The organism is Pseudomonas sp. Irchel 3F3, assembly GCF_900187545.1.
GTDB classification, from domain to species: Bacteria; Pseudomonadota; Gammaproteobacteria; order Pseudomonadales; family Pseudomonadaceae; genus Aquipseudomonas; species Aquipseudomonas fortuita.
On sequence record NZ_FYDS01000005.1, the window covers coordinates 355,673 to 380,901 of the forward strand.

The following is a 25,229-nucleotide window of genomic DNA, read 5'->3' on the forward strand; positions in this document are numbered from 1 at the left end:
CGATAGAGAGGAAATGCACATGACTACCAAGACTTCCATTGCCAAAGCCCTCACCCTCGCGGCCGGCCTTTCCCTTGCTTCGATGCAGGCCTTCGCCGGTGCCGATGCTGCGCTGTATGGCCCTAGCGCACCGAAAGGCTCGACCTTTGTGCGCCTGTACAACGCAGCCAGCGCACCGGCTGCCGCGTCGGTCGGCAACACCCAGATCAAGCAGGTTGGCGCCCAGGCCAGCAGCGACTTCAGCTTCCTGCCAGGCGGCGACTACACCGCCCAGGTCGGCGGCAAGAGCGTGCCGGTGAAACTGGCCTCGGACAAGTACTACACCCTGGTCAACAGCGGCACCGGCAACCCGCAGCTGATCGAAGAACCACCGTTCAAGAACAAGCAGAAAGCCCTGGTGCGCGTGCAGAACCTGAGCGACCAGCAGCTGACCCTGAAAACCGCCGACGGCAAGACCGAAGTGGTCAAGCCGGTGGCCGCCAACGGCCGTGGCGAACGCGAAATCAACCCGGTCAAGGTCAACCTGGCGCTGTACCAGGGCGACAAGAAAGTGGGTGACGTGAAACCCGTCGCCCTGGAGCGCGGCGAAGCCGCCGTGCTGTACGTAACCGGTTCCGGCAACGCTTTGTCGCCGGTGTGGGTAACTCGCCCCGTGGCTAGCAACTGATCCCCTGCCTTTAACGACTATTGGAGAAACATGATGATCCCGGTAATTCTTTCTGGTGGTAGCGGTTCGCGTCTGTGGCCTCTGTCGCGCAAGCAGTTCCCCAAGCAGTTCCTGGCCCTGACCGGCGAACACACCCTGTTCCAGCAAACCCTTGAGCGCCTGGCGTTCGAAGGCATGGACACGCCGATCGTGGTCTGCAACAAGGACCACAAATTCATCGTCCAGGAGCAGCTCGCTGCGCTGAAGCTGGAAACCCAGGGCATCCTGATGGAGCCGTTTGGCCGCAACACCGCGCCGGCCGTGACCATGGCCGCCATGAAACTGGTCAACGAAGGCCGCGACGATCTGATGCTGGTGCTGCCCGCCGACCACGTGATCGACGACCAGAAGGCCCTGCAGCGCGCCCTGGCCTTGGCCACCGTTGCCGCCGAGCGTGGCGAAATGGTGCTGTTCGGCGTACCGGCGACCAAGCCGGAAACCGGCTACGGCTACATCCGCTCCAGCCAGGACGCGCTGCTGCCCGAGGGCGTGGCGCGCGTGGCCCAGTTCGTGGAAAAACCCGACGAAAAACGTGCCGCCGAGTTCGTCCAGGCCGGTGGCTACTTCTGGAACAGTGGCATGTTCCTGTTCCGCGCCAGCCGCTTCCTCGAAGAGCTGAAAAAGCACGACGCCGACATCTACGACACCTGCGTGCTGGCCCTGGAGCGCAGCGAGGAAGAGGACGATGTACTCAGCATCGATGAAGCGACCTTCGCCTGCTGCCCGGACAACTCCATCGACTACGCGGTGATGGAAAAGACCCAGCGCGCCTGCGTGGTGCCGATGTCGGCCGGCTGGAGCGACGTGGGCTGCTGGTCGTCGCTGTGGGACGTGCACGAGAAGGACGACAACGGCAACGTCACCAAGGGCGACGTGGTGGTGCAGGACAGCCGCAACTGCATGATCCACGGCAACGGCAAGCTGGTGTCGGTGATCGGCCTGGAGAACATCGTGGTGGTCGAGACCAAGGACGCCATGATGATTGCCCACAAGGACAAGGTCCAGGGCGTCAAGCAGATGGTCAAGACCCTCGACGAGCAGGGCCGTACTGAAACCCAGAACCATCTGGAAGTGTATCGCCCGTGGGGCTCGTACGACTCGGTGGACATGGGCGGCCGCTTCCAGGTCAAGCACATCACCGTCAAGCCGGGTGCCAGCCTGTCGCTGCAGATGCACCACCACCGTGCCGAGCACTGGATTGTGGTGTCTGGTACTGCCGAGGTCACCTGTGACGAGAACGTGTTCCTGCTGACCGAGAACCAGTCGACCTACATCCCGATCGCTTCGGTCCACCGCCTGCGCAATCCGGGCAAGATCCCGCTGGAAATCATCGAAGTGCAGTCCGGCAGCTATCTGGGCGAGGATGATATCGAGCGTTTCGAGGATGTGTATGGGCGCACTTCCACGCCGGTCGAGCGTGGGGTATCGGTCAAGACCATCGCGCAGTAAGTGAACCTTGGGGCCGCTTTGCGGCCCTTTCGCGGGACAAGCCCGCTCCCACAAGGGCTGGGGGCGGGCTCGCGTTTTTGAGCCCTCCCCCATTTCAGGCTACGATGGTCAGACCCCGCGCAACCTAGGTCTGCAAGCCCCATGATCATCGGCGCCTTCCTCATCCTCACCTGGCTGGTGCTGCTGCTGCGCTACCCGGCCAAGGCCCTACCGATCTCCTTGGCCGCCGTATGTGGCCTGGGCCTGGTAGCCTTGTTCGTTGCCTGGCAGGAAACCCGCGAAGCCTCGCAACTGGCCCGCCTGGACCTGCGCCTTGCCTATGCCCCCAAACAATGCCCGGCTGACCGCGCGTTGCAGGTACACATGAAAAACGGCAACAAGGCCCCGCTGACCGAACTGCGCTGGCGAGTGGCGGCGTATGCACCGGGCGACACGGTGAACCTGGCCGAAAGCACCTACAACGCCCCGCGCTACCGAGGGCCGGGTGATTTGCAGCCGGGGGCCGAGTGGAAGGACTGCCTGCCGCTGCCCCCCTGCGCGCCGGTTACCGGCCACAGACCCTGGAGTTTCGCGCCGAGCACCTGCAAGGTACATTCGCCAATTAATCGAAGGCTACTCCCATGCCCACCGTCCTGATCACCGGTTGTTCCAGCGGCATCGGCCGCGCCCTCGCCGACGCCTTTCGCGATGCTGGCCACCACGTCTGGGCCACTGCTCGCAAGGCAGAGGATGTTGAAGTGCTGAACGCCGCCGGCTTCACCGCCCGGCAACTGGATGTGAACGACAGTGAGGCCCTCGCCCGCCTGGCCGAAGAACTCGAAACCCTGGATATCCTGATCAACAACGCCGGCTACGGCGCCATGGGCCCGTTGCTGGACGGTGGTGTGGATGCCCTGCGCCAACAGTTCGAAACCAACGTGTTTGCCGTGGTCGGCGTGACCCGCGCGCTGTTCCCGTTGCTGCGCCGCTCACGCGCCACGGTGGTGAACATCGGCAGCGTTTCCGGTGTGCTGGTCACGCCATTCGCCGGTGCCTACTGCGCCTCGAAAGCGGCCGTGCATGCGCTGAGCGATGCCTTGCGCCTGGAACTGGCGCCGTTCGGTGTGCAGGTGATGGAAGTGCAGCCGGGGGCGATTGACACGCAGTTCGCCAACAATGCCCAGCGCCAGGCCGAGCAGGTACTGGCGGCGGACTCACCATGGTGGCCGTTGCGTGAGCATGTCCAGGCGCGGGCGCGGGCTTCACAGGACAAGCCGACTTCGGCGGCGGTGTTTGCCCAGGGTGTGTTGGCGGCAGTCGGCAAATCGCCGGTACCGGGGATGGTGCGGTTGGGGAATGGCAGTACGGCGTTGCCGCTGATGGCGAGGTTGCTGCCACGGCGGTTGCTGGATTGGGCGCTGCGCAAGCGCTTTGGCCTGCTGCGCCCGCTCTGAGATCTCGGCTACCTGTACCGGCCCTGCCTTTACGCTTTCTTCGCGGGCTGCTCATCAAACGCCTGCCAGCCACCCCCCAAGGCCTTGTACAGCCCCACCAACGCCTGGGACACCGCCGCCGAGCTGTCGATCCACTGCTCCTCGCTGGCCAGCAATGCACCCTGCACCGTCAGCACATTGAGAAAGTCCACCGCCCCTTCCACATACTGGCGCTGGGCAGTTTCCAGGGCGATGCGGTTCTGTCGCACGGCCTCGGCCAGGTGGTCACGGCGCAATTGGCTGGCGTTGTACAGGCGAAGTACATCGTCAATCTCATGCCATGCCCCCAGCACCACCTTGCGGTAGTTCAGCGCCGCTTCCTGCTGCTGCGCCTCGCGCAGCTCCAGGGTGCCAGTGAGCCGGCCGCCCTCGAAAATCGGCAGCGACAGCTGCGGCCCGAAGGCAAAGCGGCGCGAATCCCAGCCGCCGAAATCCGACAGTTGCATGGCCTGGAAGCCGACACTGCCCGACAGCCGGATGCTCGGGTAGAAATCCGCCTTGGCCACGCCAATGCTGGCGGTGGCGGCATGCAGGCGGGCTTCGGCCTGGCGGATGTCCGGCCGGCGCTCGGCCAGTTCGGAGGGCAGGCCGATGGCAAACTGCTGCTGCGGCGCGGGCAGCTCGCCGCCCTGCAGCAATTCGGCCTGCAAGCTGCGCGGCGGTTCGGCAGCAAGCAGGCTGAGCGCGTTGATCAGGTCATCACGCCGGGCTTCCAGGCTTGGCAATCGCGACTCGATCGAAGCAACCTGAGCGCTGGCCTGGGCCACATCCAGGCGCGTGGCAACGCCTTCGGCCTGGCGGTTTTCGGACAGCTTCAGGCTGTGCCGGGCAACCTTGAGGTTGTCCTGCGTCACATCGAGGGTGTGCTGCACGGCGCGCAGCTGGATGTAATTGCCGGCGGTTTCCGAGAGCAAGGCCAGCAGCACCCCGCGGCGGTCGTTCTCGGCCACTTCGACAGTAGCATCGGCAGCCTCGACCTGGCGCCGCACGCGGCCCCACAGGTCCAGCTCCCAACCGGCCACCAGGTCGCCTTGCCAAAGGTTGTACGCCGCTTTGCCTGCCTTGCCAGACGGATCGCTCAGGCCTTCGGCGCTGTTGCGGGCGCGGCTGTAGCCGGCGCTTGCATCCACCGACGGCACTTCATCGGCAGCCACGGTACTGCGCAGGGCGCGGCTTTGCAGCAAGCGGGCGCTGGCCATCTGCAGGTCGAGGTTGCGCTCGGCAACGCGCTGGATCAAGGCACTGAGCTGTGCGTCATGGAAGGTTTCCCACCAACGCAGTTCCAGCGGTTGGGCCTGCGGCTGGCTGGCCGCCGCCTCGCCTTGCAGCGGCGCCCACTGCTGCGGTGCCTGGCTGTCAGGGCGCAGGAAGTCCGGGCCCATGGTGCAGCCCGCCAGCAACATGGCCAGCAGTACCGGGCTCAAGCGTAATGCCGGTTTCATCGTGCGCTTACCTCTTTGCCGTCCAGCTTGTCGCCACGGGTATCGATGGTCGCTTCCACCGACATGCCCACACGCAGGCGGGTGAGCAGTGGCTGGCCATCATCGAATACGATCTTCACCGGAATGCGCTGCACCACCTTGGTGAAGTTGCCGGTGGCGTTGTCCGGTTTGACGGCGGCGAAGGTGACGCCGGTAGCCGGGGCAATGCTTTCCACATGCCCTTGCAGCTTTTCGCCGGAGAAGGTGTCGACGCTGATGCTCACCGGCTGGCCAGGCTGCACGTGGGTCAGCTGGGTTTCCTGGAAGTTGCCGACCACATAGGCCTGCTGCAACGGCACCACCGACAGCAGGCGGGCACCCGGGTTGACGTAGGCGCCTATGCGCAGTGCGCGCTCGCCGACCATGCCGTCCACCGGCGCAGTAATGCGTGTGTAGGACAGGTCGAGCTGGGCCTTTTCCACGCCCGCTTCGGCCCGTTTCAGCTGGCCATCGGCGCTGGCCACCTGGGCGGTCAGAATATCCACCTGCTTGCGCGCTGCCACTAACGCCGCCTGAGCATTGGCCAGGCGCGCACGGGCCTGGTCGACGCCGCTGCGCGCCTGCTGGGCGTTCTGCACGGTACCGGCGCCCTGCTCGGCCAGGCGGCTGTAGCGGTTGACCTCATGGTCGGCGAACGCCGCTTCGGCCTGGGCGGCTTTGACAGCAGCCTCGGCCTGGGCAATCAACGATGCCTGGCGCTCAAGGGTGGCGCGGGCATCGGCGCTTTGCGCCTGGGCCACCAGCAACTGCGCCTGCGCGGCATCCAGGGCGGCCTGGTAATCACGGGCGTCGATGGTCGCCAGCAACTGGCCGGCCTTGACCTGCTGGTTGTCCTCCACCAGCACTTCTTTGATAAAGCCGGCCACCTTTGGCGCGACCACGGTGTAGTCGGCAATCACGTAGGCGTCGTTGGTGCTCTGCCGGTGGTCGCTGCCAAATATCCAGGGGCCGACGATGCCAGCCAGGACAGCCACGGCCAGCACCGAGCCGATGAACAGGGTTTTGCGGTTGTTGGTCATTTCAGCGGTTCTCGAATTCATCCAGGGGTCAGGCCACCGCACGCGGCGGATAGACCCGGGTAGGCACGAAAGGAATCAGGCAGATCAGCGCCACGGCAATGCAGGCCAGGACCAGGTACAGGTCAGCCGAGGTCAGTACCAGCGCCTGGTCGTGGATGCGCCTGGCCAAGCCCGCAGCGCTGTCGTCGACCAGCGGGGCGTTGCCCAGGCTGTCCACCAGGTGGTTGGAATGAAAGTGCCGGCGCAGGGTGCCAACGGCATCCAGCAGGCCACCGGCGATCACGGCGGCCAGGCCTTTCACGGTGTTGAACCAGCTGGAGGCGAACGGGCCTTCCTGCGGCGTCATGCCGTTGGTGGACAGCATCAGCAGCGGCAGCACCGCCATCGGCTGGCCGAACACCTGCAACAGGTAGAACGGGTAGAAGTCGCCACGGATCCACTCGCTGGTCAGCAGGCTGCTGCCGACACAGGACACCGCCAGCATCGCCAGGCCAATACCCAGCACCCAGCGGCAGTCCACCGCGCGGATGTTGCACAGCGCCGCCGTCAGCGGCAGGGCGATCAACTGCGGCATGGCCACCAGCATCATCAACGGGCTGGTCTGCGCCGGGCGGTAGCCCTGGATCTGCGCCAGGTAGGCAGAGGGGATGCTGCCCACACCCGAGAGCACAATCAGCACACCGGCCAAGGTCACCAATGCAAAACTCAGGTTGCGCCGCTGCAGCATGCGCAACTGGAAGAACGGCAGCGGCTCGGACCACTCGTTGTACATGAACAGCACCAGCAACAGCAGGCCACCGCCCAGCAGCCAGCAGATCAGCGGCGAATCGAACCAGCCCCAGCGGTCGCCCAGCGACAGGCCCAGCACGATGCAGCTGATGGCCGGCAGGCCAAGCAGCACGCCACGCCAGTCGAACTGCTTGAAACGCTCCAGGCGCACCGGGTCCTGTGGCAGGCCCCAGCCGACGCAGACGATGGCCAGCAGCGAGGGCAGGATGATCTGCCAGAACGCCCATTGCCAACCGACATATTCGGTCCATAGCCCCGCCAGTGGTGTGCCGAGGTTGGGGCCGAAGGTGGCAGTCAGGGCGTAGCAGGCCAGGCCATAGACCTTGATACCTGGTGGCAAAAAGCGCAGGGCCACGCTCATCAGCATCGGCGGCAGGGCTCCCGAGGCAAAGCCCTGCAGCACACGCAGCAGCATCAGGCTGTGCAGGTTGGGGGCGAACGGTTGCAACAGGCCGAGCACGGCGAACAGGGCGATTGCGCTCATGGTGAAGCGCCGCAGCGAGAAGGTGGTGGCCAGCCAGGGCGCAAAGGCCATGGCCGAGACCGAGGCGGCGCTGTACACCGCCAGCAACCAGGCGCCCTCGTCGGCACCGATGCCCATGGCACCGCGGATATCGGCGAGGGAAATCTTGGTGACCGACTCGTTGAGGCCTGCACACAGCACGGCCAGCAACACACCGAACAGCCCGACCACCACCTGCAGGCCAAACGCCGTCTGCGCAGGTGCGGCCGGCGCGGGGGCGGCGGCCAGCGCCGCAGAGGGCGCGGTCAGGGAAGTCATGGGAATACATCTCCAGCAACAATTTCAGGGCTGGGGCAAGTTTAAGAAGGTCGAATGCTGACGAAAACTGACTTGTTGGTAGTTGTATATTGCGTCAGACGCAATCGATGCCGAAATCACGGATCTATGCGGCCACACGCTTTCAACGTCTGGCGCAACCAACGGTGCGCGGGGTCGTTGTCAAAGCGCGGGTGCCACGCCTGCATCACATTGACCTTCTCCAACGGCACCGGGATCTCGAACGAGCGCAATGGCAACTTCAACCGCTGCACGCTGTTGAGGATATTGGCGGGTATCGGCAGGATCAGGTCCGAATCCGGCAGCGAGAACATCGCCGAATGGAAACTGGTGGTGATCAGGGCCACTCGACGTTCCACCTTGTGATTGGCCAACGCCACATCAATGGGTCCATTGGCCCGGCCGCGTCGGGACACGCTGATCTGCGGGTAGGCGGCAAATCGCTCAGGGGTGATCGGGGCGTCGAAGATCGGGTGCCCCTCCCGCGCCAGGCCCACGAAGTAGGTGTTGAACAGGCTCTGCACCTTGATTTCCGGCCCCAGCTCAATGGCCGAGCTGATGATCAGGTCGATATGCCCGTTGCGCAGCACCGCATCATCGTCACCACTGCCCTCCGGGACGAACCGCAACACCGTACGCGGCGCCTGGGCCAGCATCATGCGCAGCAGCTGAGCGCCGTACAGGGCAATGAACAGATCATTGGTGCGGATGTTGAAGGCACGGTCCAGGTTAACCAGGTCGACATCGTCACGGCTGCGAAACACCTGCCCGGCCTGCTCTACCAGCCCATGCACCTGCTCGCGCAAGGCCAGCGCCCGCGGCGTCGGCACCAGGCCACGGCCGGCGCGCACCAGGATGGGGTCACCCAGGGCATCGCGAATGCGCCCCAAGGTGCGGCTCATGGCGGCCGGGCTCAGGTTCATGCGCTGCGCTGCGCCCACGACGCTGCCTTCGTCGAGCAGGGCATCGAGGGCGACGAGCAGGTTCATGTCCGGGAGTTGCATGGCCGTTTTCCATTACAGCTGTGGGAAACGCGATGGTAGCAGGTTGGTGGATTGCATCAGACGCAATGCGCTCTTGCGTGGTGGGGCATTTATTCACTGGGCACGTTTGGCCATAAATGGGTGATTGGCAGGTCGGGCCCTTTCGCGGGGCAAGCCCGCTCCCACAGTTACTCCACAGCGTTTGGGCATTTTGGGAGTCCTGTGGGAGCGGGCTTGCCCCGCGAAAGGGCCCGACCTGCAAGCACATTACTCAGCCTCAGCCAAGGATCCCCATGCCCAGCCCCGTCCTGATCGCCATCGACGCCTCCCCTGCTTCCAGCGCCCTGCTCACCCTCGCCCGCCGCTACTGCCGCCCCGGTGAACACGAACTGCACGTGCTGCTGGCCATCGATTCCACCTTCGCCGTGCATGAGCAACCTGCGCCCTACACCGCCGAGGAACTGGAAGAATACCCCGCCGCCTGCGAGGAACAGCAGCATGCCGACCACGCCGTAGCCGCGGCCGTGCGCGAGCTGCAGCAAGCCGGCTTCACCTGCCAGGGGTGCATGGTGGCCGGCCAGCCCGTTGATGTGATTGTGGCCAAGGCGCAGGAATTGAACTGCGAGCTGATCATCATGGGCCACCGTCACCTGACACGGTTGGGGCGGTTGCTCGACCCGTCGATCAGCTCGAAGGTGATCGATCAGGTCCAGGTACCTGTGTTGGTGGGGGCGACGAGTGTATGAATCGGGACATGTGCCACCTTACGGGCAACACATCTCTCAAGGCGAACTCGGCTTCACCACCACCGTACACGTCGTCCCCGCCGCCAGCAAAAACCCTTCCGGCACGTCATCGATGTGAATACGCACCGGCACCCGCTGTGCCAGGCGCACCCAGTTGAAGGTGGGGTTCACATCGGCGATCAGCTCGCGGCTTTGTGGGTTGTCGCGGTCATAGATGCCGCGGGCAATGCTCTCCACATGCCCCTTGATGCGCTCGCCGCTCATCATCTGCAACTCGGCCTGGTCACCCACCTTCAGGTGCGGCAGCTTGGTCTCCTCGAAGAACCCGTACACCCAGAACGAATTTTCGTCGACCACCGCCATCACCGCCTCACCGGTGCGCGCGTAGTCGCCCTTGTGGATATTCAGGTTGGTCACGTAGCCATCCACTGTGGCGACGATATGCGTGCGCTTGAGGTTCAGCTCGGCTGCCGCCAGTTCGGCAAGGGCTTGCTGGTAGTCTGCCTGGGCGGAGTTGGCGATGTTGCTGGCGTCGTCACGGTTTTCCTTGGAGATCACCAGGTTGTCCATGTCGGCACGGCGCTTGGCGTTGACCTTGCGCATTTCCCAGGTGGCCTTGCGTGACGCCACCATGGCCTTGGCCTGGTCGACCGCCAACTGGTAGTGCTCGGGGTCGATCTGGATCAGCAGGTCGCCCTTCTTCACCCGCTGGTTGTCCTTGACCGGTACGTCCACCACGTAGCCTGGCACATCGGCAGCGACGTTGATGATGTCGGCGCGTACGCGGCCGTCGCGGGTCCACGGCGTGGTCATGTAGTGCAGCCACAACTGGCGACCGATGGCCACGGCAGCGACCAGCACCAGCAGGGTGGCGATAAGGCTGAAGAACTTTTTCATCGAAGGATTCTCACCAGTAGACAGTAAGCGCCATGGCGCCGAACAGGCAGACGAACAGGCTCAGGCGCAACAGCGCCGGGTGCCAGAAGAAGCGGTAGCCATCATGGCTGGCAATGAACCGGTCCAGGCCCCAGGCCAGGCCCAGGGCGAACAGGAACATCAAGGTCATGGTGGGCATGTAAACGCCATGAAAGGCGATCTCACGGGGCATGGTGCAATCCTTTCGCCGGTGCCAGTGGCGACTGTGGGTCGAGCAAGGAGGAACGGATGAAGTGCAGGTAGCTCTGCGCGCGGCGCAGTACCGAGGTGTCGAAATGACGGGCGAACGGTTCGTCGGTGGCCTGCACCCTGGCAATGGCATGGTCCACGGCGACCAGGGCGCGTTCGTGGTTGCTGGCATTTGGCTGCAAGAACAAACGTGTCAGGGCACGGCCCATGACGCGGATGGCCTGGCGCCACGGCTGCGACTCGGCGTAGGCCGGGTGCACCGGTGCGCGAGCTTGTTCCTTGCGCAGCTCGATCACGGCGTGGCCGATTTCCAGCACGGTGAACATCCAGCCCATCAGTTGGCTCTGCACCTGCGGCTTGCCAGCCGCCAGGCCATAGGCCTGGTGCAGCAGGTCGCGGGTACGGCTTTCGAAGGCCGTACCGATACCGCGCAGGCGGCCACTGATGGCGAACAGCACCTGCTCGCGCAGCTCCTGCTCCAGGCGGTTCCACAACCAGCGGCTGTTGGGCGGCAGGATGATCGCCCCGGCGGCGGCACAAACGAACATGCCGATGACCATGCCGATGTAGTCGTTGATGAAGGTGTACGGGTCATACACCGTCAGGTTGTTCGGCACCGAGCCAATCGCGAAGAACACCAGCAGGCCGATGCCGTAACCGGCATAGGCAGGGCGCGACGAAAGGAACGCGCCCAGCACGAACACCGGCGCCAGCACCATGCACAGCAGCGGGAAACCGTCGATCCAGGGGAACACGAAGAAGGTTTCGAAGAAGCCGACAAAGGCGCCGATGGCTGTGCCGCAGGCCATCTGGAACGACATGCGCTTGGGGTTGGGTGACGCCGCCGAAAGGCCCACGGTAACCGTGGCGATGAGGGTCATCATGGCGCCGCTGGGCCAGTCGCTGAGCAGCCAGTAGCTGCCCAGCAGCAACAGCACCGCCGAGGCGCGTACACCGGCGGCCAGCGACACCAGCCAGCTGGTCTGCGCCACGTAGGGCTCGTCCCACTGTTCGCGCTCATGCCTGTGCGCGGCCAGCGAGGCGTGGGTTTGGGCGTAGCTGAACATCTCGTCGACGAAGCGGTACAGCAGTTCGAAGGCGGTGTGGAAATCGAGGAGGTCGGATTCGCTGGGGTCGGTCGCCAGGTACTCGGCGCGCAGGCCCCGCACCTGCGCTTGCAGCCCCTCTTTGTAGGCAGCCAGTTCCAGGGTCAGGCGCAGTGCATCGGCGTCGGTCAACGCCCGGCCCACGTAAGGCTGCAGCAGCTCCACCAAGGTGTTCAGGCCTGGCTCGATGGCGCTGACGATCTGCAGCGGGCCACGGGCGCGCAGGCGCTCCAGCAAACGGTGCAGGGCGTTGAAGCGCGTGGTAATGGCCATGAACTCGCTGTTCATCCGTACCAGCCGGCCACTGCGACGGCGCATGTGCGGGTCTTCGAAGGCGGTGACGTTGCGCAGGCTCTCAAGGCCCACGGCCTCGGCAACGAAGCGCACGTTGCTGCTCTCGAAACGGTCCTTCTGGCTATCGCCACGCAGCGCCTCGACCACTACCCCGGCAAAAACGCCAAAGCGCTGGTACAAGGCGTTGCGCATGGCGGCACTGGCCGACTGCGGCAGGATGGCGGCGCTGACGAAGGTCGACACCAGAATGCCCAGGGCAATCTCCAGCACCCGCCATACCGCCGCCATGAAGGCCTGGTCGGGGTGCTGCAGCACCGGCAGGCCGATCATCGCGGCCGTGTAGCCGGCCAGCACAAAGCCATAGGCACGGAAGGTGCGATAGCGCATGGCGCCTGCCGAACATAGCCCCACCCACAAGGCCAGGCTGGGCAGGAACAGCTCGGTGTTCTGCGGGAAAATGGCAATCAGCGCCACCATCATCGCCGAGCCGGCCAGGGTGCCGAGCACCCGGTAGAAGCTCTTGGCGAACACATGCCCGCTTTGCGGCTGCATGACGATGAACACGGTGATCATGGCTGTGCGCGGTTGCGGCAGCTCCAGGCGCATGGCCAGCCACAGGGTGATGAACGCGGCGGCCAGCACCTTGAAGATGTACACCCAGGTCACGCCGTCGGTGCGGGCCCAGGCAAAGAAGCCCCGGCGCCACTCCAGGCTTTGCAGCCAGCGCACGGGCAAACTGGAAGTGCTCATTCGGCGTTATCCGGCTTCTTGTCGAAAATGGCCAGGGTGGCCGGGGTTTTCGGCGCGGCCTGGCGTTCCTCTGTCGGCGCATCCTGACCGGCCTGCAGGCCACCACCCAGGGCGGTCACCAGCTCGGCATGGGCAATCAGGCGGGCGGCCTGCACCTGCTGCTGCACCTGCTGCTGGCGGAACAGCAAGGTCTGCGCGTTGAGCACGTTCAGGTAGTCGGTGAGGCCGCGCTGGAAGGCAACCATGGCGATGTCGTAGGTTTTCTGCGCGGCGGCGACGGACTCGGCAGCGAAATGCGACTGTTCTTTCATCGACTCGCGGCGGATCAACTGGTCGGAGATGTTCTTCAGTGCCCCCACCACGGTCTGGTTGTAACGGGCCACAGCCACGTCATACCCCGCCGACGCCACACCCAGTTCCGAGCGCAGGCGGCCGCCGTCGAAGATCGGCAAGCTGATGGCCGGCCCGACGTTGTAGTTGAACTTGCGCCCGGTCAGGAATTCCAGCGGGCCACCGCCGGTAGCCATGAAGCCCAGGCTGCCGACCAGGTCGACGTTGGGGAAAAAGCCGGCGTGGGCGACGTCGATACCTCGCGCCTGGGCAGCCACCTGCCAGCGGCTGGCAACCACATCGGGACGCTGGCCGACCAGTTCGGCGGGCAGGTTCGATGGCAGTTTCAGCGGCGCGGCCAAGGCCAGGGCCGGGCGCTGCAATTGCGCGCCCTCCCCCGGGCCCTTGCCGGCCAGTGCGGCCAGCTGGTTGCGGGTCAGGGCAATGTCTTCGTTCAGGCTGTCGAGCTGACGGTGGGTTTCCGGCAGCGGCGCTTCGGCCTGGCTGACTTCGAAATGGGTACCGATGCCGGCATCCAGGCGGCGCTTGGCCAGGGCCAGGATTTGCTCCTGCTGCTCCAGTTCGGCCTTGACGATATCGCGCTGGGCAAAATGCAGGCTCAGCTGGATATAGGCACGCACCACGTTGTTCTGCAGCTCCAGCTGCGCCTGGCGGGCTTCGGCCACGCTCATGTGCGCCTGGTCCACAGCCTGCTCACTGGCATTGCGATCACGGCCCCAGAGGTCGAGGGCATAGCTGAAGCCGATGGCGGCGTTGTTGTCCCAGGTGTTGGCGCCCGACAGCGCGCCCGGGCCGTAGAACTGGTCCTCAGGCCAGTTGTGGCGCTTGAGGGTGGCCTGGCCGTTGGCCTGGAGCTTTTCGGCCGACTCGACCACGCCGGCCATGGCCTTGGCCTCGCGCACACGCGCCGCGGCCATGGCCAGGCTAGGGCTACCGGCTACCGCCAGGGTAATCCAGCGATCCAGCTGCGGGTCGCCATAGGCGTGCCACCACTGCTGGTCGGGCCAATGGGCGTCGGTCGCGGCTTCGCGTATGGCCGCGTCGGTGGTCAAGGTATTGGCTTGCAGCGTCTTGCTTTGCGGGGCGATGCCCCAGGTTCCGATACAGCCACTCAAGGTGAGGGCAAGGGCACAGGCACTGAACGCATTGAGCGTTCTGATGATGCGACGCGGCACAGCTGCGATTTCCCGAGGAAGAGGTGAAGGGGGCCGGGCAATTCTAGGGGGCGGCAGCACTGGCGATAAGCGCAGATTCCTGCGAATCTTTGTTACCAAAACAGCGATAATCCGCCTTTGGTCGAAGGCAACTTTTCATCTTTTCTGCGTTACTTCGTGACACAATTTTGTCCTCTACATCGAGAGTGACCCATGGACACCCTGCAAAACATGCGTGCTTTCAGTTGCGTAGCCCAGCTTGGCAGCTTTACCGCTGCTGCCGCGCAACTGGACACGACCACCGCGAACGTGTCGCGGGCGGTCTCCAACCTGGAAGCCCATCTGCAAACAAGGCTGCTCAACCGTACCACCCGCCGCATTGCGCTGACCGAGGCCGGCAAGCGCTACCTGATGCGTTGCGAACAGATTCTTACCTATGTGGAAGAAGCCGAAGCCGAAGCCAGCGATGCCCATGCCCGCCCGGCCGGGCAGCTGAAGGTGCACTCGATGACCGGGGTCGGCCAGCATTTCGTGGTCGATGCAATCGCCCGCTACCGTGAATCGCACCCGGACGTCACCTTCGACCTGACCATGGCCAACCGCGTGCCCGACCTGCTTGACGAGGGCTATGACGTGTCCATCGTGCTGGCCACCGAACTGCCCGACTCGGGGTTCGTGTCGCAGCGCCTGGGCATCACCTACAGCATCGTCTGCGCCTCGCCCGACTACATCGCCCGCCACGGCGTGGCGCACAAGCCCGCCGACCTGCTCAAGCATGCCTGCCTGCGCATGGTCAGCCCGGTGATCCCGCTGGAAAAATGGCTGTTCGACGGCCCGGAAGGCCAGGAGATGGTCAACATCACCAGCTCGCCGTTCATGGTCAATACCGCCGACGCCATGAAAACTGCCATCCGCAGCGGCATGGGTGTAGGCGTGCTGCCGATCTATTCGGCCATCGATGGCCTGCGGGATGGCAGCCTGGTGCGGGTGCTGCCCGAATACCGCCTGCAGGAACTGAACCTGTACGCCATCTACCCGTCGCGGCAGTACCTGGATGCCAAGATCAAGACGTGGGTCGAGTACCTGCGCAACTCGCTGCCGGAGATTCTCGCCGCCCATGAGGCGGACCTGAAAACCCATCAGGTGCTGATCGCCAATTAAAAAGCTGCTGCATGGCGGGGGTGGACAATGGTAGGTTGCTAACCATTGTCGGCCCATTCGCGGGCATGCCCGCTCCCACAGGTACAGCGCTGCCCTCAAGGCCTGCACATAACCTGTGGGAGCGGCGGTGAAGCGCTCCGATTTACCCGCGAAGAATCCACCCTCGTCCCACCGCCTTGCAGAGAAGTTGCCCGATGAAAAAGACCGTCCTGGCCTTCAGCCGTATCACCCCGGCCATGGCCGAGCGCCTGCAGCAAGACTTCAACGTGATTTTGCCCAACCCCAAGCTCGGCGACATCAACGCCCAGTTCAACGAAGCCCTGCCTGAGGCCCACGGCCTGATCGGCGTTGGCCGCAAGCTGGGCCGTGCGCAGCTTGAAGGCGCGGCCAGGCTGGAGGTGGTGTCCAGCGTGTCGGTCGGCTACGACAACTATGACCTGGACTACTTCAACGAACGCGGCATCGCCCTGACCAACACCCCCGACGTACTCACCGAAAGCACCGCCGACCTGGGCTTCTCGCTGGTCATGGGCTGCGCCCGCCGCACGGCCGAACTGGATGCCTGGACCAAGGCCGGCAACTGGCAGGCCACCGTGGGGCCGACGCTCTTCGGCAGCGATGTGCATGGCAAGACACTGGGTATCGTCGGCATGGGCAACATCGGTGCCGCCATTGCCCGTCGTGGCCGGTTCGGCTTCAACATGCCGGTCATCTACGCGGGCAACAGCCGCAAGACCGCGCTTGAGCAAGAGCTGGGCGCACAGTTCCGCAGCCTGGAGCAGTTGCTGGCCGAAGCGGACTTCGTCGTTATCGTGGTGCCATTGTCCGACGCCACCCGCAAGCTGATCAGCGCCCGGGAACTGAAGCTGATGAAGCCAAGTGCCTTCCTGATCAACATCGCCCGCGGGCCGGTAGTGGATGAAGCAGCGCTGATCGAAGCGTTGCAGAACGGCACCATTCGTGGGGCTGGCCTGGATGTGTACGAGAAGGAGCCACTGAGCGATTCGCCGCTGTTCAAACTGCCCAATGCGCTGACGTTGCCGCACATTGGTTCGGCCACTGCCGAAACCCGTGAGGCCATGGCCAACCGCGCGATGGACAACCTGCGCGCGGCGCTGCTGGGTGAGCGGCCGCGCGACCTGGTGAACCCGCAGGTGTGGAAGGGCTGACAGCCTTACTTTGCCTGTACCGGCCTCTTCGCGGGCTTGCCCGCGAAGAGGCCGGTACAGGCAACAGATTATCTATTTAGCCACCAAAATACCCTCAGCCACCTTCGCCTTGGGCTTGCGAAACACCAGCACATTCCCCGCCATTACCGCCACCAGCCCGCACAAGGCCGGCGCCGTCCACTGATACCCCTCGGCCACCGCCGACACATTCAACGCCACCAACGGGAACAGCACGGTGCAGTAGGCTGCCCGCTCCGGCCCCATGCGCCCGACCAGGGTCAGGTAGGCAGTGAAGCCGATTACCGAACCCGGAATCACCAGGTACATCAGCGAACCGATGTAGCGGGTGTTCCACTCCATGGTGAAAGGAATGCCGCTGAACAGGCAATAAACCATCAACATGGCGGCGCCGTAGACCATGCCCCAGGCATTGGTGGTCATGGGCTTGAGCCCGGCCTTCTGCTGCATGCTCGACAGCATGTTCCCCGCCGAGAAGCACAGCGTGCCGAGCAAGGCCAGGCCCAGGCCGTACAGGGTTTCACGGCTGGCCGCATGGTGCGACAGCTCCGGCCAGAACAGCAGCCCCAGGCCGAGCAGGCCCAGGGCACCGCCGCCCAGCACATTGGCGGCGATCTTCTGGCCGAAGAACACCCGCGCGTTCAGCGCGTTCCACAAGGTCGCCGTGGAAAACACCACGGCGATCAGGCCACTGGCAATCCACTGGCTGGCGGTGAGGAAGCACATGAAATTGACGCAGAACAGGCACAGGCCCTGGGCCAGGCAGATCTGGTGGCCGCGCCTGTTCATGGGTTGCAGGCGACGGGTGAGCAGCAGGATGGCGAACAGGATGAGGCCCGCAAGGGCGAAGCGATAGACGATCGAGACCGGGATGGCGACCACGCCCAGCTGGAGCTTCAGGGCGATCCAGGTGGTGCCCCAGATCAGGACGGTGAGCAGGTAGAGTGACAGGTTCATGGCGGCGGTTCCTTGGGCCTTTCAAAATCGGTGCCCGGCGCTTCGCGGGGCAAGCCCGCTCCCACAAATACCGTGCAGCCTTCGCATGCTGTGGGAGCGGGCTTGTCCCGCGAATCGGGGGCGCAGCCCTCGCCGAGGCCCTCAGTGTTCGTCCTCCTGGCATTAACCGCTTGCACAAACTTGCGCTTTTCCCTCTCAGCTAGCTGTCACTGCGGCGCAAGCGCAGTACGATGGCCGTCAGAGGAACCACCCATGACGCCACTCACCCAGCTGCAAGTGTTCAACGCCATGCACGCCTCGCCCCACGCCCGGCTGGAACTCAGCGCACACCTAGGCGATGGGCTGGCGGGGGCGTTGTGGAGCAACCGCGACGATGCCCGCGACTACCAGGCGCCGACCCATCACACCCTGTCGTGCTACATCGCCGACGGCACCGGCACCTTCCGCCGCCAGCGCCCGGCCGACAAAGGTGCGCCCGGCAAGCTGTGCGTGATGCCGGCCGGGCAGGAATCGAACTGGGTGGTCAATGGTGCAATCCGCCTGGCCCACCTGTATGTCAGCGAGGCACAGTTCGCCCTGGGCTGCGTGCGCCTGCTCGATCGGGAACCGCGAGAGCTGCAATTGCAGGAAGCGACTTTTCTGGACGACCCGCAACAGGCCGCACGTTTTCGCCACCTGATTCAGCTGGACTGGGACGAGCCCGGCGAGCGCCTGCTGGCCAGCAGCCTGGCACACGAGATCGTCGACCATGCGCTGCTCAGCCAGGTGGGGCTGCGCCAGGGCCTGCGCCTGAAAGGCGGGCTGGCGCCGAACCTGCGCCGGCAGTTGGTCGACTACATCGAGGCGCACCTGGACCAGCCGGTTACCCTGGGTGAACTGGCCTTGCGCTGCAACTTGTCCGAATACCACTTTGCGCGCATGTTCCGTACCAGTTTCGGGCTACCGCCGCACCAATACCTGCTGGCCCGGCGACTGCACCGGGCCTGCCAGCTGCTGCAACTGGGGGTGATGCCGCTGGGGGAGATTGCCCTTTTGTGCGGGTTTGCCAGTGCCAGCCATTTCAGTAACCGGTTCCGGCAGGCGCTTGGTGCAACGCCTGGGGAATATCGCTCGGCATTCAAGGCGTGAAATGGGGCCGCTTTGCGGCCCTTTCGCGGCACAAGGCCACTCCCACAGGGATCATCGTTCCCTTGCAGGAGCGGCCTTGTGCCGCGACAGGGCTGCAAAGCAGCCGCAAATACCTAGAATTCGAAGGTGCTGGACAAACTCACCTGCCGGGCATCCCCAATCGCCACAAAGTACTGGTTCACCGCCGAACTGTAATAAACCTTGTCGAACAGGTTCTTCACGTTCAATTGCAAACGCACGTTGTGCTCATCAAGCTTGGTCTCGTAACTGGCGAACGCGTCGGCCACGGTGTACGACGGCAAGTCGAAAGTGTTGGTCGCGTTGCCCGCCCGCTCACCCACGTAACGCGCGCCTGCCCCCAAGCGCAGATTGTCGCCACCGAACAGGCTGCCGAAGTCGTACACCGCCGACAACGAACCGCTGTGCCTGGCCACATTCTGCAGGCGTTTGCCTTCAAGATCAGGGTCCTTGGTCACCTTGGCATCGGTAAACGCATAGCTGCCGATCAGGCTCCAGCGCTCGCTGAGCTGCCCGGTCAGGTCAAGCTCCACACCCCGTGAACTGACTTCCCCTGCATTGCTGTAGACGGTCTCGCCGGTTCCGCTGTCGAAATTGGCGACCAGCACGTTGCGCTTGGTAATGTCGAACAGCGCAAGGGTACCGGTCAGGCTACCGGGCATGTCGAGCTTGGCTCCCAGCTCCCAGGACTTGCCCTCTTCGGGTGCGACCGAAGCGTCCAGCACCACACCGCCGGTCAGCGGTGCAATGCTGGAGTTGGGCTTGAACGACTCGCTGTAGCTGCCATAGAACGAGAGCTGGTCATCAACCTTGTAGACGATGCCTGCGTGCGGCACCCATGCCTGGCCGCTGGTATCGGTATTGGCCGTGAACGGCCGGCCACGGCCGGCATACTGGTCGTATTGCTGGAAACGTGCGCCGGCCACCAGTATCCAGTGCTCGTCCAGGTGCAGTGCGTCTTGCATGAACAGTGCATCGGTGCGCAGCTTGTCGGTCTGGTCGCTGTCACTGGCTCGTATGCTGGTGCCTTCCACCTCCTGACCATAAACGGGGTTCAGGTAACTGAAGGTGGAGCGGGCAGTCTGGCGAATGAGGTCGCCGCGATACACTTTGCGGTCTTCATGGTCGACGCCGAACAACAGATCATTCTGCATGCCGGCCAATTCCACATTACCGGCCAGGCTCAGAGTAGCGAACTGGTCGCGGCTCATGGCGTTGTGGGTGCCGTCGATGCTGCGCGTCAGCGTGCCTTTGGCTTCGTTGACGCCGGTCACCCGCACCTGGCTTGCATCATAGGTCTCGCGGTTGAAGCTGTAGCCAAAGTGCAGCTTCCAGTCGTCGGCCAGCTGATGGTCGACTTCCAGGCGGTACAGGTCGGAGCGCCCCTCCATGTCGTTGAACGGCTCGTCCAGGCGGCGCGTGGCGGGGATGTTCAGCGGGTGGCCGTTGCTGCCGAACGCGGTGCCACGGTCGAAGGGGTAGAGAAACTCGCGGTGCTCGTAGGCCAGCACCACCTGCGTGTCTTCGCCCAGCCAGGCCAGCGACGGCGCCACCAGCGATTCGCGGTGCACGCCGTAGTTGCGCCAGTAGTCTTCGTCTTCGTGATCGACGATCAGGCGGTAGGCGAAGTTGCTGTCGCCCAGCGCACCGGTGCTGTCCAGCCCGCCGCCACTGCCGTTCTTGCCGCTGCCGTAGGTCGAGCCACGCACGGTCAGGGCGTTGTACTGCTGCAGTTGTGGGCGCTTGCTGACCACGTTGATCACCCCGCCCGGGTCCTGGATGCCGTACAGCAGCGAGGCCGGCCCCTTGAGCACTTCGACCCGCTCGGTGCTGGCGTTGAGGCTGCGGCCCTGCACGATGGGCATGCCATCGCGCATGATCGAGCCGTCGCGGTTGTCGCCAAAGCCGCGCTTCATCACCGTGTCGGATGTGCCGCCAAAGTTGTTGCCCTGGGTAATGCCGCTGACGTTGGCCAGGGCATCATCGAGGTTGCGCGGGGCTTGGTCGCGGATGACCTGGGCCGGTACCACGTTGATGGCCTGCGGGATGTCCTGATTCGGCCCCTGCCCGCGCATGATCGAAGCGCTGGCCGGGGGCTGGTAGCTGTAGTCGTCCAGCTGCGAGGTTACGTTGGTGGCCTGCAGGTTGAGGGCGCCTGAAGTGTCGGCGGGTTCGAGGGTCAGGGTGCGTGCGTCGACGCGCCGCCAGGCCAGCCCGGCGTTGCCCAGCAGCTGTTGCAGCGCCTGCTCGGCGCTGAACCGGCCATTCAATGCCGGGGCCTGTACACCTGGCAGTTCGAGGGTGTAGACCACGCTCTGGCCGGTGGTGCGGCTGAAGGCGTTGAGCGCCTGGGCCAACGGTTGGGCCGGCTGGGCGAAGGCAAAGGCCTGCAGCTGCTCGGCGGCGCTTGCCAGGGGGGCGACGGCGAAGGCCGGCAGCGCAGCAAGGCCGAGCCAGAGAGGGACGCAACGCGGGGAGAACTTCATGGACGCTGACCTGTGAGAGGGTGATGATTGCGAATGAATCGCACTTTCACTCATTACACGGATGCCACGTCCTGTTACCTCACCCGCTAACTGAAAATATTTTCCCTGTACCGGCCTCTTCGCGGGCACGCCCGCTCCCACAGGGATGGCACAAGTTCAAAATCCGGTGCAGTACCTGTGGGAGCGGGCATGCCCGCGAAGAGGCCGGCACAGGCAACTACCGGATCAAGGTCAAACGCCCTAACACGGTCTGCCGCGAAAAGCCCATGACCTTGCCCAGCGAATCCAGCGCCAGCAGCGGCTCGGTCAACGGAAAGCTGCCGCTGACCTTGCGCTGCCCCAGTTCGCCATCCAGCAACAGGATGCGCCCCGGGTAATAGCGCCCAAGGTCTTCGATCACCTGCGCCAGCGGCACCTGGTAATAGTTCAGCCACCCCTGCCGCCAGGCCAGGCGGTTGTCACTGTCCACCACCAAGGTGTCGCCTACCCTGCCTGCGCTGTAGGCCACCTGCTGGTTGGCAGTCAGTTCACCCGCCAAAGTGCCTTGCGCGGGGCTGACCCTGACCCGCCCACTGCGCACTGTCACCTGGGCGCCCTCGCCTTGCTCACGCACCTCAAACTGGGTACCGAGCACTCGCACTTCGCCACCGCCCGCTTCGACCACGAATGGCTCACCGTTATGAGTGACCTCAAAGTATGCCGCGCCATACAGCAACCGCACACGGCGCTCACCCTGGGCAAAATCGACTGCAATGGCGCTACCTGCATCAAGCGTCACCTGCGACTGGTCGGCCAAGGTCACCTGGCGAATCTGCCCGGCACTGCTGTAGTCAGCCTGCAGCTCCTGCAACCAGTATCCCGGGTGCCAGCCCCCGGCAACGCCCACGGCCAGCATCAGGCAGGCCGCCATCGCCATTGCCGCCATCCGCCGCCACGGGCCACGGGTCGGTGGCCTGGCCATTGCATTGAGGTAGTGCTGCAGGGCGTCCTGTTCTTCGTCGGCCAGTCGCGCGGCCGGAGCGGCGCTTTTCTGCCACAGCGCCTGGGCCTGTTGGTAGGCCTCACGGTGCCCAGGGTCGGCCAGCAACCAGCGCTTGAACGCAGCCCCTTCCGCTTGCGCGGGCTGCTCATTGATGCGGCTGAGCCATTGCAAAGCGGCCTGGGACTGCGCCTCGGTGATCGGGGGCAAACGGCTCATCGACGGGCACTCCCAGGCCGGCGTGGGGTGGGCGCGGGCTCGGCAACACTCGCCTTGCACGCTTCAAGGGCGCGCATCATATGCTTTTCCACGGCACTCTGGGACAGCTGCATGGCCTTGGCGATTTCACCGTACTTGCAGCCGTGGATGCGGTTGAGCAGAAAGATCTGCCGGGTGCGCTCGGGCAAGGCGCGCAAGGCGGCTTCGATGCGCTGCAGGTCGTGGTCGACCTCCAGCGCCTGCTCGGGCGCCTGAGCCATGCCCGTGTCGTCCATTGGCAGCGCGGCTTCTGCCACGCGTTCACGGCTGCCTTCACTGCGCAGGTGGTCGATCGCCAGGTTGCCGGCACAACGCAACAGGTACGTGTCCAGCGCCTCGACCTTGACCTCGGGGCGGCGCCAGAAACGCAGGAACAGCTCCTGGACCAGGTCTGAAGCCGTGGCGCGACAGCCTACACGCCGGCTGACCAGTGCCTCCATGCGCGCACGCTGGGCCAGGAACACCTGGACGAAACGTGCACGCCCGCCCGCGCTGTCGGCCTCGGGCTCGATGATATCCCTCTGCTCGCTCACGGGTTCACACAGCGAACACGGCCAGCAAAGGCCCGAGCACCACACTGGCGGCAGCTGCGCCCAGCAGCAGGCGCGGCTGGTAGGGCAAGCCAAACACCCACACGGTCACCCCCGCCATCATCACCGCCGTCCACTCCACCAAGCCATGGGCCCAACCACGCAGGTGCACGCTGAGGACCAGCGACAGCATCAGCAGCAGCCAACCGGCAACCCGCAACACCCGTAACTGCCCGGGGCGCGGCTTGCGCCCAAGCAGTTCGCTGAAGTGCTTTTCCATGGCCAGGCACAGGGCGACAAAGCCTGCGAATGCAATCAGTGCGTTACCCAGCATCAGCTCACCTGCGCCGTTTCAGTGCCCGGTTTTTGTGCCACGCGTGCTCGCCTGGCTGCCGGTTTGGGGCTGCGCAGCATCTTGCCGGCCAGCCAGGCCAGGAACAGGCCGGTACCCAGTGCCGTCAGGTCGAAGCCCGCCATGGCCCAGTCACCCGCCTGCAACGAATGGTTCAGTCCCCGGTCGGTGCCAAGGCCGTTGAGCAGCGGCAACAGGGCAAAGGCCAGCGCACCCAGGGCCAGTTGCTCGCCCCAAGCCCGGCGCCCGCTGCGCAGCACGGCATGCACCAATGACAAGCCCCAGGCGATGAAGAAGGCATTGACCTCCCAAGTGGCACGGCCCTCGATGCCCACCGGGATCAGGCGGTTGGCCCAGAAGAAGCCCGCCACCGCCAGCAACAGCCCGCTCATGCTGACGATATTGAGCACCTCGACCAGGCGCAACTCACCCGGCATGTGCGGGCGCTTGGCATGTTTGAGTTGGCGCTTGCCCAGCCACATCACCAGCCCGGTGCCGATCACCGCAGTGCCAGCAATGCCAAAAAAGAAGTACAGCCAGCGCAGCCAGGGCCCGGCAAAGTTGCCCATGTGCAACCCGGCAAAGCTGAAGGCGGTCATCATTGCCCCGCTCTCTGGCTTGCCCTGGCTCAGCAGCGCGCCACTGGCGCCGTCAAACGTCCAGTTGGCACTGCGCCGATAAGCCACGTGGTCGGCAGCCGATTGGGTAAAGGTGACGCGGGCATTGCTGTCACCCGGGTTCTGCACCTGGATGTTGCCAATGCGCGCCCCGGGCTGCAGCGCCTGCACCTTGGCATACAGGCTTGGCAGGGCGACCAACGGCGTCGCCAGTTGGGCTGCCTTGGGCGCATCGTCGCGCCCGAACAGGTCGTTGAAGTACTTGCCGGTGTCATTGCCATAGCTGGCCATGATGCCCGCCGGCATCACCATGTACATGAACAGCACCAGGCTGCTGTAGCTGATCATCAGGTGGAATGGCAGCACCAGCACGCCTATGGCGTTGTGCCCGTCCAGCCAGGACCGCTGGCCCTTGCCGGGGCGGAAGGTGAAGAACTCCTTGAAGATCTTCTTGTGGGTGATGATGCCGGTGACCAGCCCCAGCAGCATGATGAAGGCGCAGAAGGTCGACAGCCAGCGGCCAAACGGGTATGGCATCTGCAGCTGGAAGTGGAAACGGTAGAAGAAATCGCCACCACGGCTGTCGCGCGCCTCAACCGGTTGGCCGGTCTGCGTATCCAGGGTTTTGTTGACAAAGCCACGCGGCCCGCCATTGGGATCGCGATAGCCAACGCTCAAGCCCGCCTCGCGCTCGTTGGGCATGCGGATGAACCAGGACGCGGAATGCCCGGCGTTGTCTTGCAGATACTGCTGGGCCTTATCCAGGCTGAGGGCCGGGTCCAAGGCATGACTGCGCACTTCGGGCTGCATCCAGTGGGTAATTTCTTCCTTGAAATACGACAACGTGCCGGTCAGGAAGATGGCAAACAACAGCCAGCCGAAGATCAGGCCGGTCCAGGTGTGCAGCCAGGCCATCGCCTGGCGGAAGCCTTCTTTCATGGGTTTTTCATCCAGTAGGCAACGCCGCTGATCATGGCCAACAGCAGGCTGGGCGCCAACACGCCCAGCCAGGCACGCCAGGCGCTGCGACAGGCAAAGCACCAGATGAATGCCAGCAGGTAAAAGACGAACGACAACAACAGGCCGGTCAGCGTGGCATCGACCGTTGGCAGCGGTACTACCAGGGCAATGCAGACGCTGGCCATGGACGCCAACAGGTAGCCGCCCAATAGCGCGGCCAGGCTGCGTGAGGCAACGGCCAGCCGATAGCTGTGCGGAAGGCCGGCAGTTTTGCGCGTCATGGCAAGGTCCGGATGTTTTCTGGGGGTGCAATAATAATGATTTCAATTCTCATAGGCAAAGAGTTAGCGATGTGCTGCCTGTTCTGGCCCT

22 protein-coding genes and 1 pseudogene are annotated in these 25,229 nt (G+C 64.4%); 8 read left to right on the forward strand and 15 right to left on the reverse strand.

What is annotated here, in order from left to right:
• The first annotated feature begins 19 nt into the window (after positions 1-19).
• The 4 genes and pseudogenes from CKW35_RS12920 (at position 20) to CKW35_RS12935 (ending at position 3,588) form a co-directional block, all read left to right on the forward strand.
• Positions 20-667 carry an alginate O-acetyltransferase AlgF gene (locus CKW35_RS12920; RefSeq protein ID WP_016489019.1) on the forward strand — a complete coding sequence of 216 codons (648 nt, stop codon included), beginning with the start codon at positions 20-22 and terminating at the stop codon, positions 665-667.
• A 33-nt stretch (positions 668-700) separates the two neighbouring features.
• On the forward strand, positions 701-2,155 hold the full coding sequence (locus tag CKW35_RS12925) for a mannose-1-phosphate guanylyltransferase/mannose-6-phosphate isomerase (RefSeq protein WP_024717464.1): 1,455 nt from the start codon (positions 701-703) through the stop codon (positions 2,153-2,155).
• A gap of 141 nt (positions 2,156-2,296) precedes the next feature.
• Positions 2,297-2,760: pseudogene (locus CKW35_RS12930) on the forward strand (multidrug transporter).
• 15 nt (positions 2,761-2,775) lie between these two features.
• Positions 2,776-3,588 (forward strand): SDR family oxidoreductase, encoded by an 813-nt coding sequence (locus CKW35_RS12935; RefSeq protein WP_016489022.1) that lies wholly within the window; start codon positions 2,776-2,778, stop codon positions 3,586-3,588.
• A 29-nt stretch (positions 3,589-3,617) separates the two neighbouring features.
• Here the strand turns inward: CKW35_RS12935 and CKW35_RS12940 are convergent, their stop codons facing one another.
• The 4 genes from CKW35_RS12940 to CKW35_RS12955 all read right to left on the reverse strand — a co-directional run bounded on the left by CKW35_RS12940 (position 3,618) and on the right by CKW35_RS12955 (position 8,719).
• Complete coding sequence (locus tag CKW35_RS12940; RefSeq protein WP_016489023.1) at positions 3,618-5,069, reverse strand: efflux transporter outer membrane subunit; 1,452 nt, start codon at positions 5,067-5,069, stop codon at positions 3,618-3,620.
• On the reverse strand, positions 5,066-6,127 hold the full coding sequence (locus CKW35_RS12945) for an HlyD family secretion protein (protein ID WP_060517442.1): 1,062 nt from the start codon (positions 6,125-6,127) through the stop codon (positions 5,066-5,068). The genes CKW35_RS12940 and CKW35_RS12945 overlap by 4 nt, the downstream gene beginning before the upstream one ends.
• Before the next feature lie 28 nt (positions 6,128-6,155).
• Positions 6,156-7,697, reverse strand: coding sequence for an MFS transporter (locus CKW35_RS12950; protein ID WP_095116074.1), 1,542 nt, complete (start codon positions 7,695-7,697; stop codon positions 6,156-6,158).
• Positions 7,698-7,813: 116 nt separating this feature from the next.
• The gene (locus CKW35_RS12955; RefSeq protein WP_060517440.1) at positions 7,814-8,719 is read right to left on the reverse strand and encodes a LysR family transcriptional regulator; all 906 of its coding nucleotides are present in this window, start codon (positions 8,717-8,719) and stop codon (positions 7,814-7,816) included.
• A 272-nt stretch (positions 8,720-8,991) separates the two neighbouring features.
• Between CKW35_RS12955 and CKW35_RS12960 the strand changes: the two genes are divergently transcribed.
• Positions 8,992-9,444: a universal stress protein gene (locus tag CKW35_RS12960; protein WP_016489027.1), complete on the forward strand. Its 453-nt coding sequence runs from the start codon at positions 8,992-8,994 to the stop codon at positions 9,442-9,444.
• A 36-nt stretch (positions 9,445-9,480) separates the two neighbouring features.
• Here CKW35_RS12960 and CKW35_RS12965 read toward each other — a convergent pair whose 3' ends face one another.
• Genes CKW35_RS12965 through CKW35_RS12980 form a run of 4 tightly spaced genes read right to left on the reverse strand, consistent with a single transcriptional unit; the run spans position 9,481 to position 14,245 of the window.
• Positions 9,481-10,341, reverse strand: a complete 861-nt coding sequence (locus CKW35_RS12965; RefSeq protein ID WP_095116078.1) for an HlyD family secretion protein — start codon at positions 10,339-10,341, stop codon at positions 9,481-9,483.
• A gap of 10 nt (positions 10,342-10,351) precedes the next feature.
• Complete coding sequence (locus CKW35_RS12970; RefSeq protein ID WP_009685040.1) at positions 10,352-10,552, reverse strand: DUF1656 domain-containing protein; 201 nt, start codon at positions 10,550-10,552, stop codon at positions 10,352-10,354.
• On the reverse strand, positions 10,542-12,719 hold the full coding sequence (locus CKW35_RS12975; RefSeq protein WP_023048186.1) for an FUSC family protein: 2,178 nt from the start codon (positions 12,717-12,719) through the stop codon (positions 10,542-10,544). The genes CKW35_RS12970 and CKW35_RS12975 overlap by 11 nt, the downstream gene beginning before the upstream one ends.
• Positions 12,716-14,245: an efflux transporter outer membrane subunit gene (locus CKW35_RS12980; protein ID WP_070086839.1), complete on the reverse strand. Its 1,530-nt coding sequence runs from the start codon at positions 14,243-14,245 to the stop codon at positions 12,716-12,718. Before CKW35_RS12980 ends, CKW35_RS12975 begins: the two co-directional genes overlap by 4 nt.
• A 192-nt stretch (positions 14,246-14,437) precedes the next feature.
• On the opposite strand from CKW35_RS12980, the gene CKW35_RS12985 reads away from it, so the two are divergent.
• On the forward strand, positions 14,438-15,385 hold the full coding sequence (locus CKW35_RS12985) for a LysR family transcriptional regulator (protein ID WP_016489031.1): 948 nt from the start codon (positions 14,438-14,440) through the stop codon (positions 15,383-15,385).
• 194 nt (positions 15,386-15,579) lie between these two features.
• Positions 15,580-16,554, forward strand: a complete 975-nt coding sequence (locus CKW35_RS12990; protein ID WP_023048849.1) for a D-glycerate dehydrogenase — start codon at positions 15,580-15,582, stop codon at positions 16,552-16,554.
• Between the two features lie 72 nt (positions 16,555-16,626).
• Here CKW35_RS12990 and CKW35_RS12995 read toward each other — a convergent pair whose 3' ends face one another.
• Positions 16,627-17,529, reverse strand: a complete 903-nt coding sequence (locus CKW35_RS12995) for a DMT family transporter (RefSeq protein ID WP_016489033.1) — start codon at positions 17,527-17,529, stop codon at positions 16,627-16,629.
• Positions 17,530-17,781: 252 nt separating this feature from the next.
• On the opposite strand from CKW35_RS12995, the gene CKW35_RS13000 reads away from it, so the two are divergent.
• Positions 17,782-18,657 carry a helix-turn-helix domain-containing protein gene (locus tag CKW35_RS13000; protein WP_016489034.1) on the forward strand — a complete coding sequence of 292 codons (876 nt, stop codon included), beginning with the start codon at positions 17,782-17,784 and terminating at the stop codon, positions 18,655-18,657.
• A 113-nt stretch (positions 18,658-18,770) separates the two neighbouring features.
• Here CKW35_RS13000 and CKW35_RS13005 read toward each other — a convergent pair whose 3' ends face one another.
• The 6 genes from CKW35_RS13005 to CKW35_RS13030 all read right to left on the reverse strand — a co-directional run bounded on the left by CKW35_RS13005 (position 18,771) and on the right by CKW35_RS13030 (position 25,138).
• Positions 18,771-21,161, reverse strand: coding sequence for a TonB-dependent siderophore receptor (locus tag CKW35_RS13005; protein WP_095116080.1), 2,391 nt, complete (start codon positions 21,159-21,161; stop codon positions 18,771-18,773).
• A gap of 217 nt (positions 21,162-21,378) precedes the next feature.
• Positions 21,379-22,359, reverse strand: coding sequence for a FecR family protein (locus CKW35_RS13010; RefSeq protein ID WP_095116082.1), 981 nt, complete (start codon positions 22,357-22,359; stop codon positions 21,379-21,381).
• On the reverse strand, positions 22,356-22,931 hold the full coding sequence (locus CKW35_RS13015; RefSeq protein ID WP_016489037.1) for an RNA polymerase sigma factor: 576 nt from the start codon (positions 22,929-22,931) through the stop codon (positions 22,356-22,358). Before CKW35_RS13015 ends, CKW35_RS13010 begins: the two co-directional genes overlap by 4 nt.
• Before the next feature lie 4 nt (positions 22,932-22,935).
• The gene (locus CKW35_RS13020) at positions 22,936-23,262 is read right to left on the reverse strand and encodes a DUF3325 domain-containing protein (RefSeq protein WP_016489038.1); all 327 of its coding nucleotides are present in this window, start codon (positions 23,260-23,262) and stop codon (positions 22,936-22,938) included.
• On the reverse strand, positions 23,262-24,836 hold the full coding sequence (locus CKW35_RS13025) for a PepSY domain-containing protein (RefSeq protein ID WP_095116084.1): 1,575 nt from the start codon (positions 24,834-24,836) through the stop codon (positions 23,262-23,264). The genes CKW35_RS13020 and CKW35_RS13025 overlap by 1 nt, the downstream gene beginning before the upstream one ends.
• Positions 24,833-25,138, reverse strand: a complete 306-nt coding sequence (locus tag CKW35_RS13030; protein WP_016489040.1) for a DUF3649 domain-containing protein — start codon at positions 25,136-25,138, stop codon at positions 24,833-24,835. Before CKW35_RS13030 ends, CKW35_RS13025 begins: the two co-directional genes overlap by 4 nt.
• Between the last annotated feature and the right edge of the window lie 91 nt (positions 25,139-25,229).

Excerpts from the sequence above, each read along its gene's own strand:
- CKW35_RS12935 (WP_016489022.1), top strand. The coding sequence starts at position 2,776 with ATGCCCACCGTCCTGATCACCGGTTGTTCCAGCGGCATCGGCCGCGCC.
- CKW35_RS12960 (WP_016489027.1), top strand. The coding sequence starts at position 8,992 with ATGCCCAGCCCCGTCCTGATCGCCATCGACGCCTCCCCTGCTTCCAGC.
- CKW35_RS12965 (WP_095116078.1), bottom strand. The coding sequence starts at position 10,341 with ATGAAAAAGTTCTTCAGCCTTATCGCCACCCTGCTGGTGCTGGTCGCT.
- CKW35_RS12925 (WP_024717464.1), top strand. The coding sequence starts at position 701 with ATGATCCCGGTAATTCTTTCTGGTGGTAGCGGTTCGCGTCTGTGGCCT.
- CKW35_RS13030 (WP_016489040.1), bottom strand. The coding sequence starts at position 25,138 with ATGACGCGCAAAACTGCCGGCCTTCCGCACAGCTATCGGCTGGCCGTT.
- CKW35_RS12995 (WP_016489033.1), bottom strand. The coding sequence starts at position 17,529 with ATGAACCTGTCACTCTACCTGCTCACCGTCCTGATCTGGGGCACCACC.
- CKW35_RS12940 (WP_016489023.1), bottom strand. The coding sequence starts at position 5,069 with ATGAAACCGGCATTACGCTTGAGCCCGGTACTGCTGGCCATGTTGCTG.
- CKW35_RS12975 (WP_023048186.1), bottom strand. The coding sequence starts at position 12,719 with ATGAGCACTTCCAGTTTGCCCGTGCGCTGGCTGCAAAGCCTGGAGTGG.
- CKW35_RS13000 (WP_016489034.1), top strand. The coding sequence starts at position 17,782 with ATGACGCCACTCACCCAGCTGCAAGTGTTCAACGCCATGCACGCCTCG.
- CKW35_RS13005 (WP_095116080.1), bottom strand. The coding sequence starts at position 21,161 with ATGAAGTTCTCCCCGCGTTGCGTCCCTCTCTGGCTCGGCCTTGCTGCG.
- CKW35_RS12945 (WP_060517442.1), bottom strand. The coding sequence starts at position 6,127 with ATGACCAACAACCGCAAAACCCTGTTCATCGGCTCGGTGCTGGCCGTG.
- CKW35_RS13025 (WP_095116084.1), bottom strand. The coding sequence starts at position 24,836 with ATGAAAGAAGGCTTCCGCCAGGCGATGGCCTGGCTGCACACCTGGACC.
- CKW35_RS12950 (WP_095116074.1), bottom strand. The coding sequence starts at position 7,697 with ATGACTTCCCTGACCGCGCCCTCTGCGGCGCTGGCCGCCGCCCCCGCG.
- CKW35_RS12985 (WP_016489031.1), top strand. The coding sequence starts at position 14,438 with ATGGACACCCTGCAAAACATGCGTGCTTTCAGTTGCGTAGCCCAGCTT.
- CKW35_RS12955 (WP_060517440.1), bottom strand. The coding sequence starts at position 8,719 with ATGCAACTCCCGGACATGAACCTGCTCGTCGCCCTCGATGCCCTGCTC.
- CKW35_RS12920 (WP_016489019.1), top strand. The coding sequence starts at position 20 with ATGACTACCAAGACTTCCATTGCCAAAGCCCTCACCCTCGCGGCCGGC.
- CKW35_RS13010 (WP_095116082.1), bottom strand. The coding sequence starts at position 22,359 with ATGAGCCGTTTGCCCCCGATCACCGAGGCGCAGTCCCAGGCCGCTTTG.
- CKW35_RS12990 (WP_023048849.1), top strand. The coding sequence starts at position 15,580 with ATGAAAAAGACCGTCCTGGCCTTCAGCCGTATCACCCCGGCCATGGCC.
- CKW35_RS13020 (WP_016489038.1), bottom strand. The coding sequence starts at position 23,262 with ATGCTGGGTAACGCACTGATTGCATTCGCAGGCTTTGTCGCCCTGTGC.
- CKW35_RS12970 (WP_009685040.1), bottom strand. The coding sequence starts at position 10,552 with ATGCCCCGTGAGATCGCCTTTCATGGCGTTTACATGCCCACCATGACC.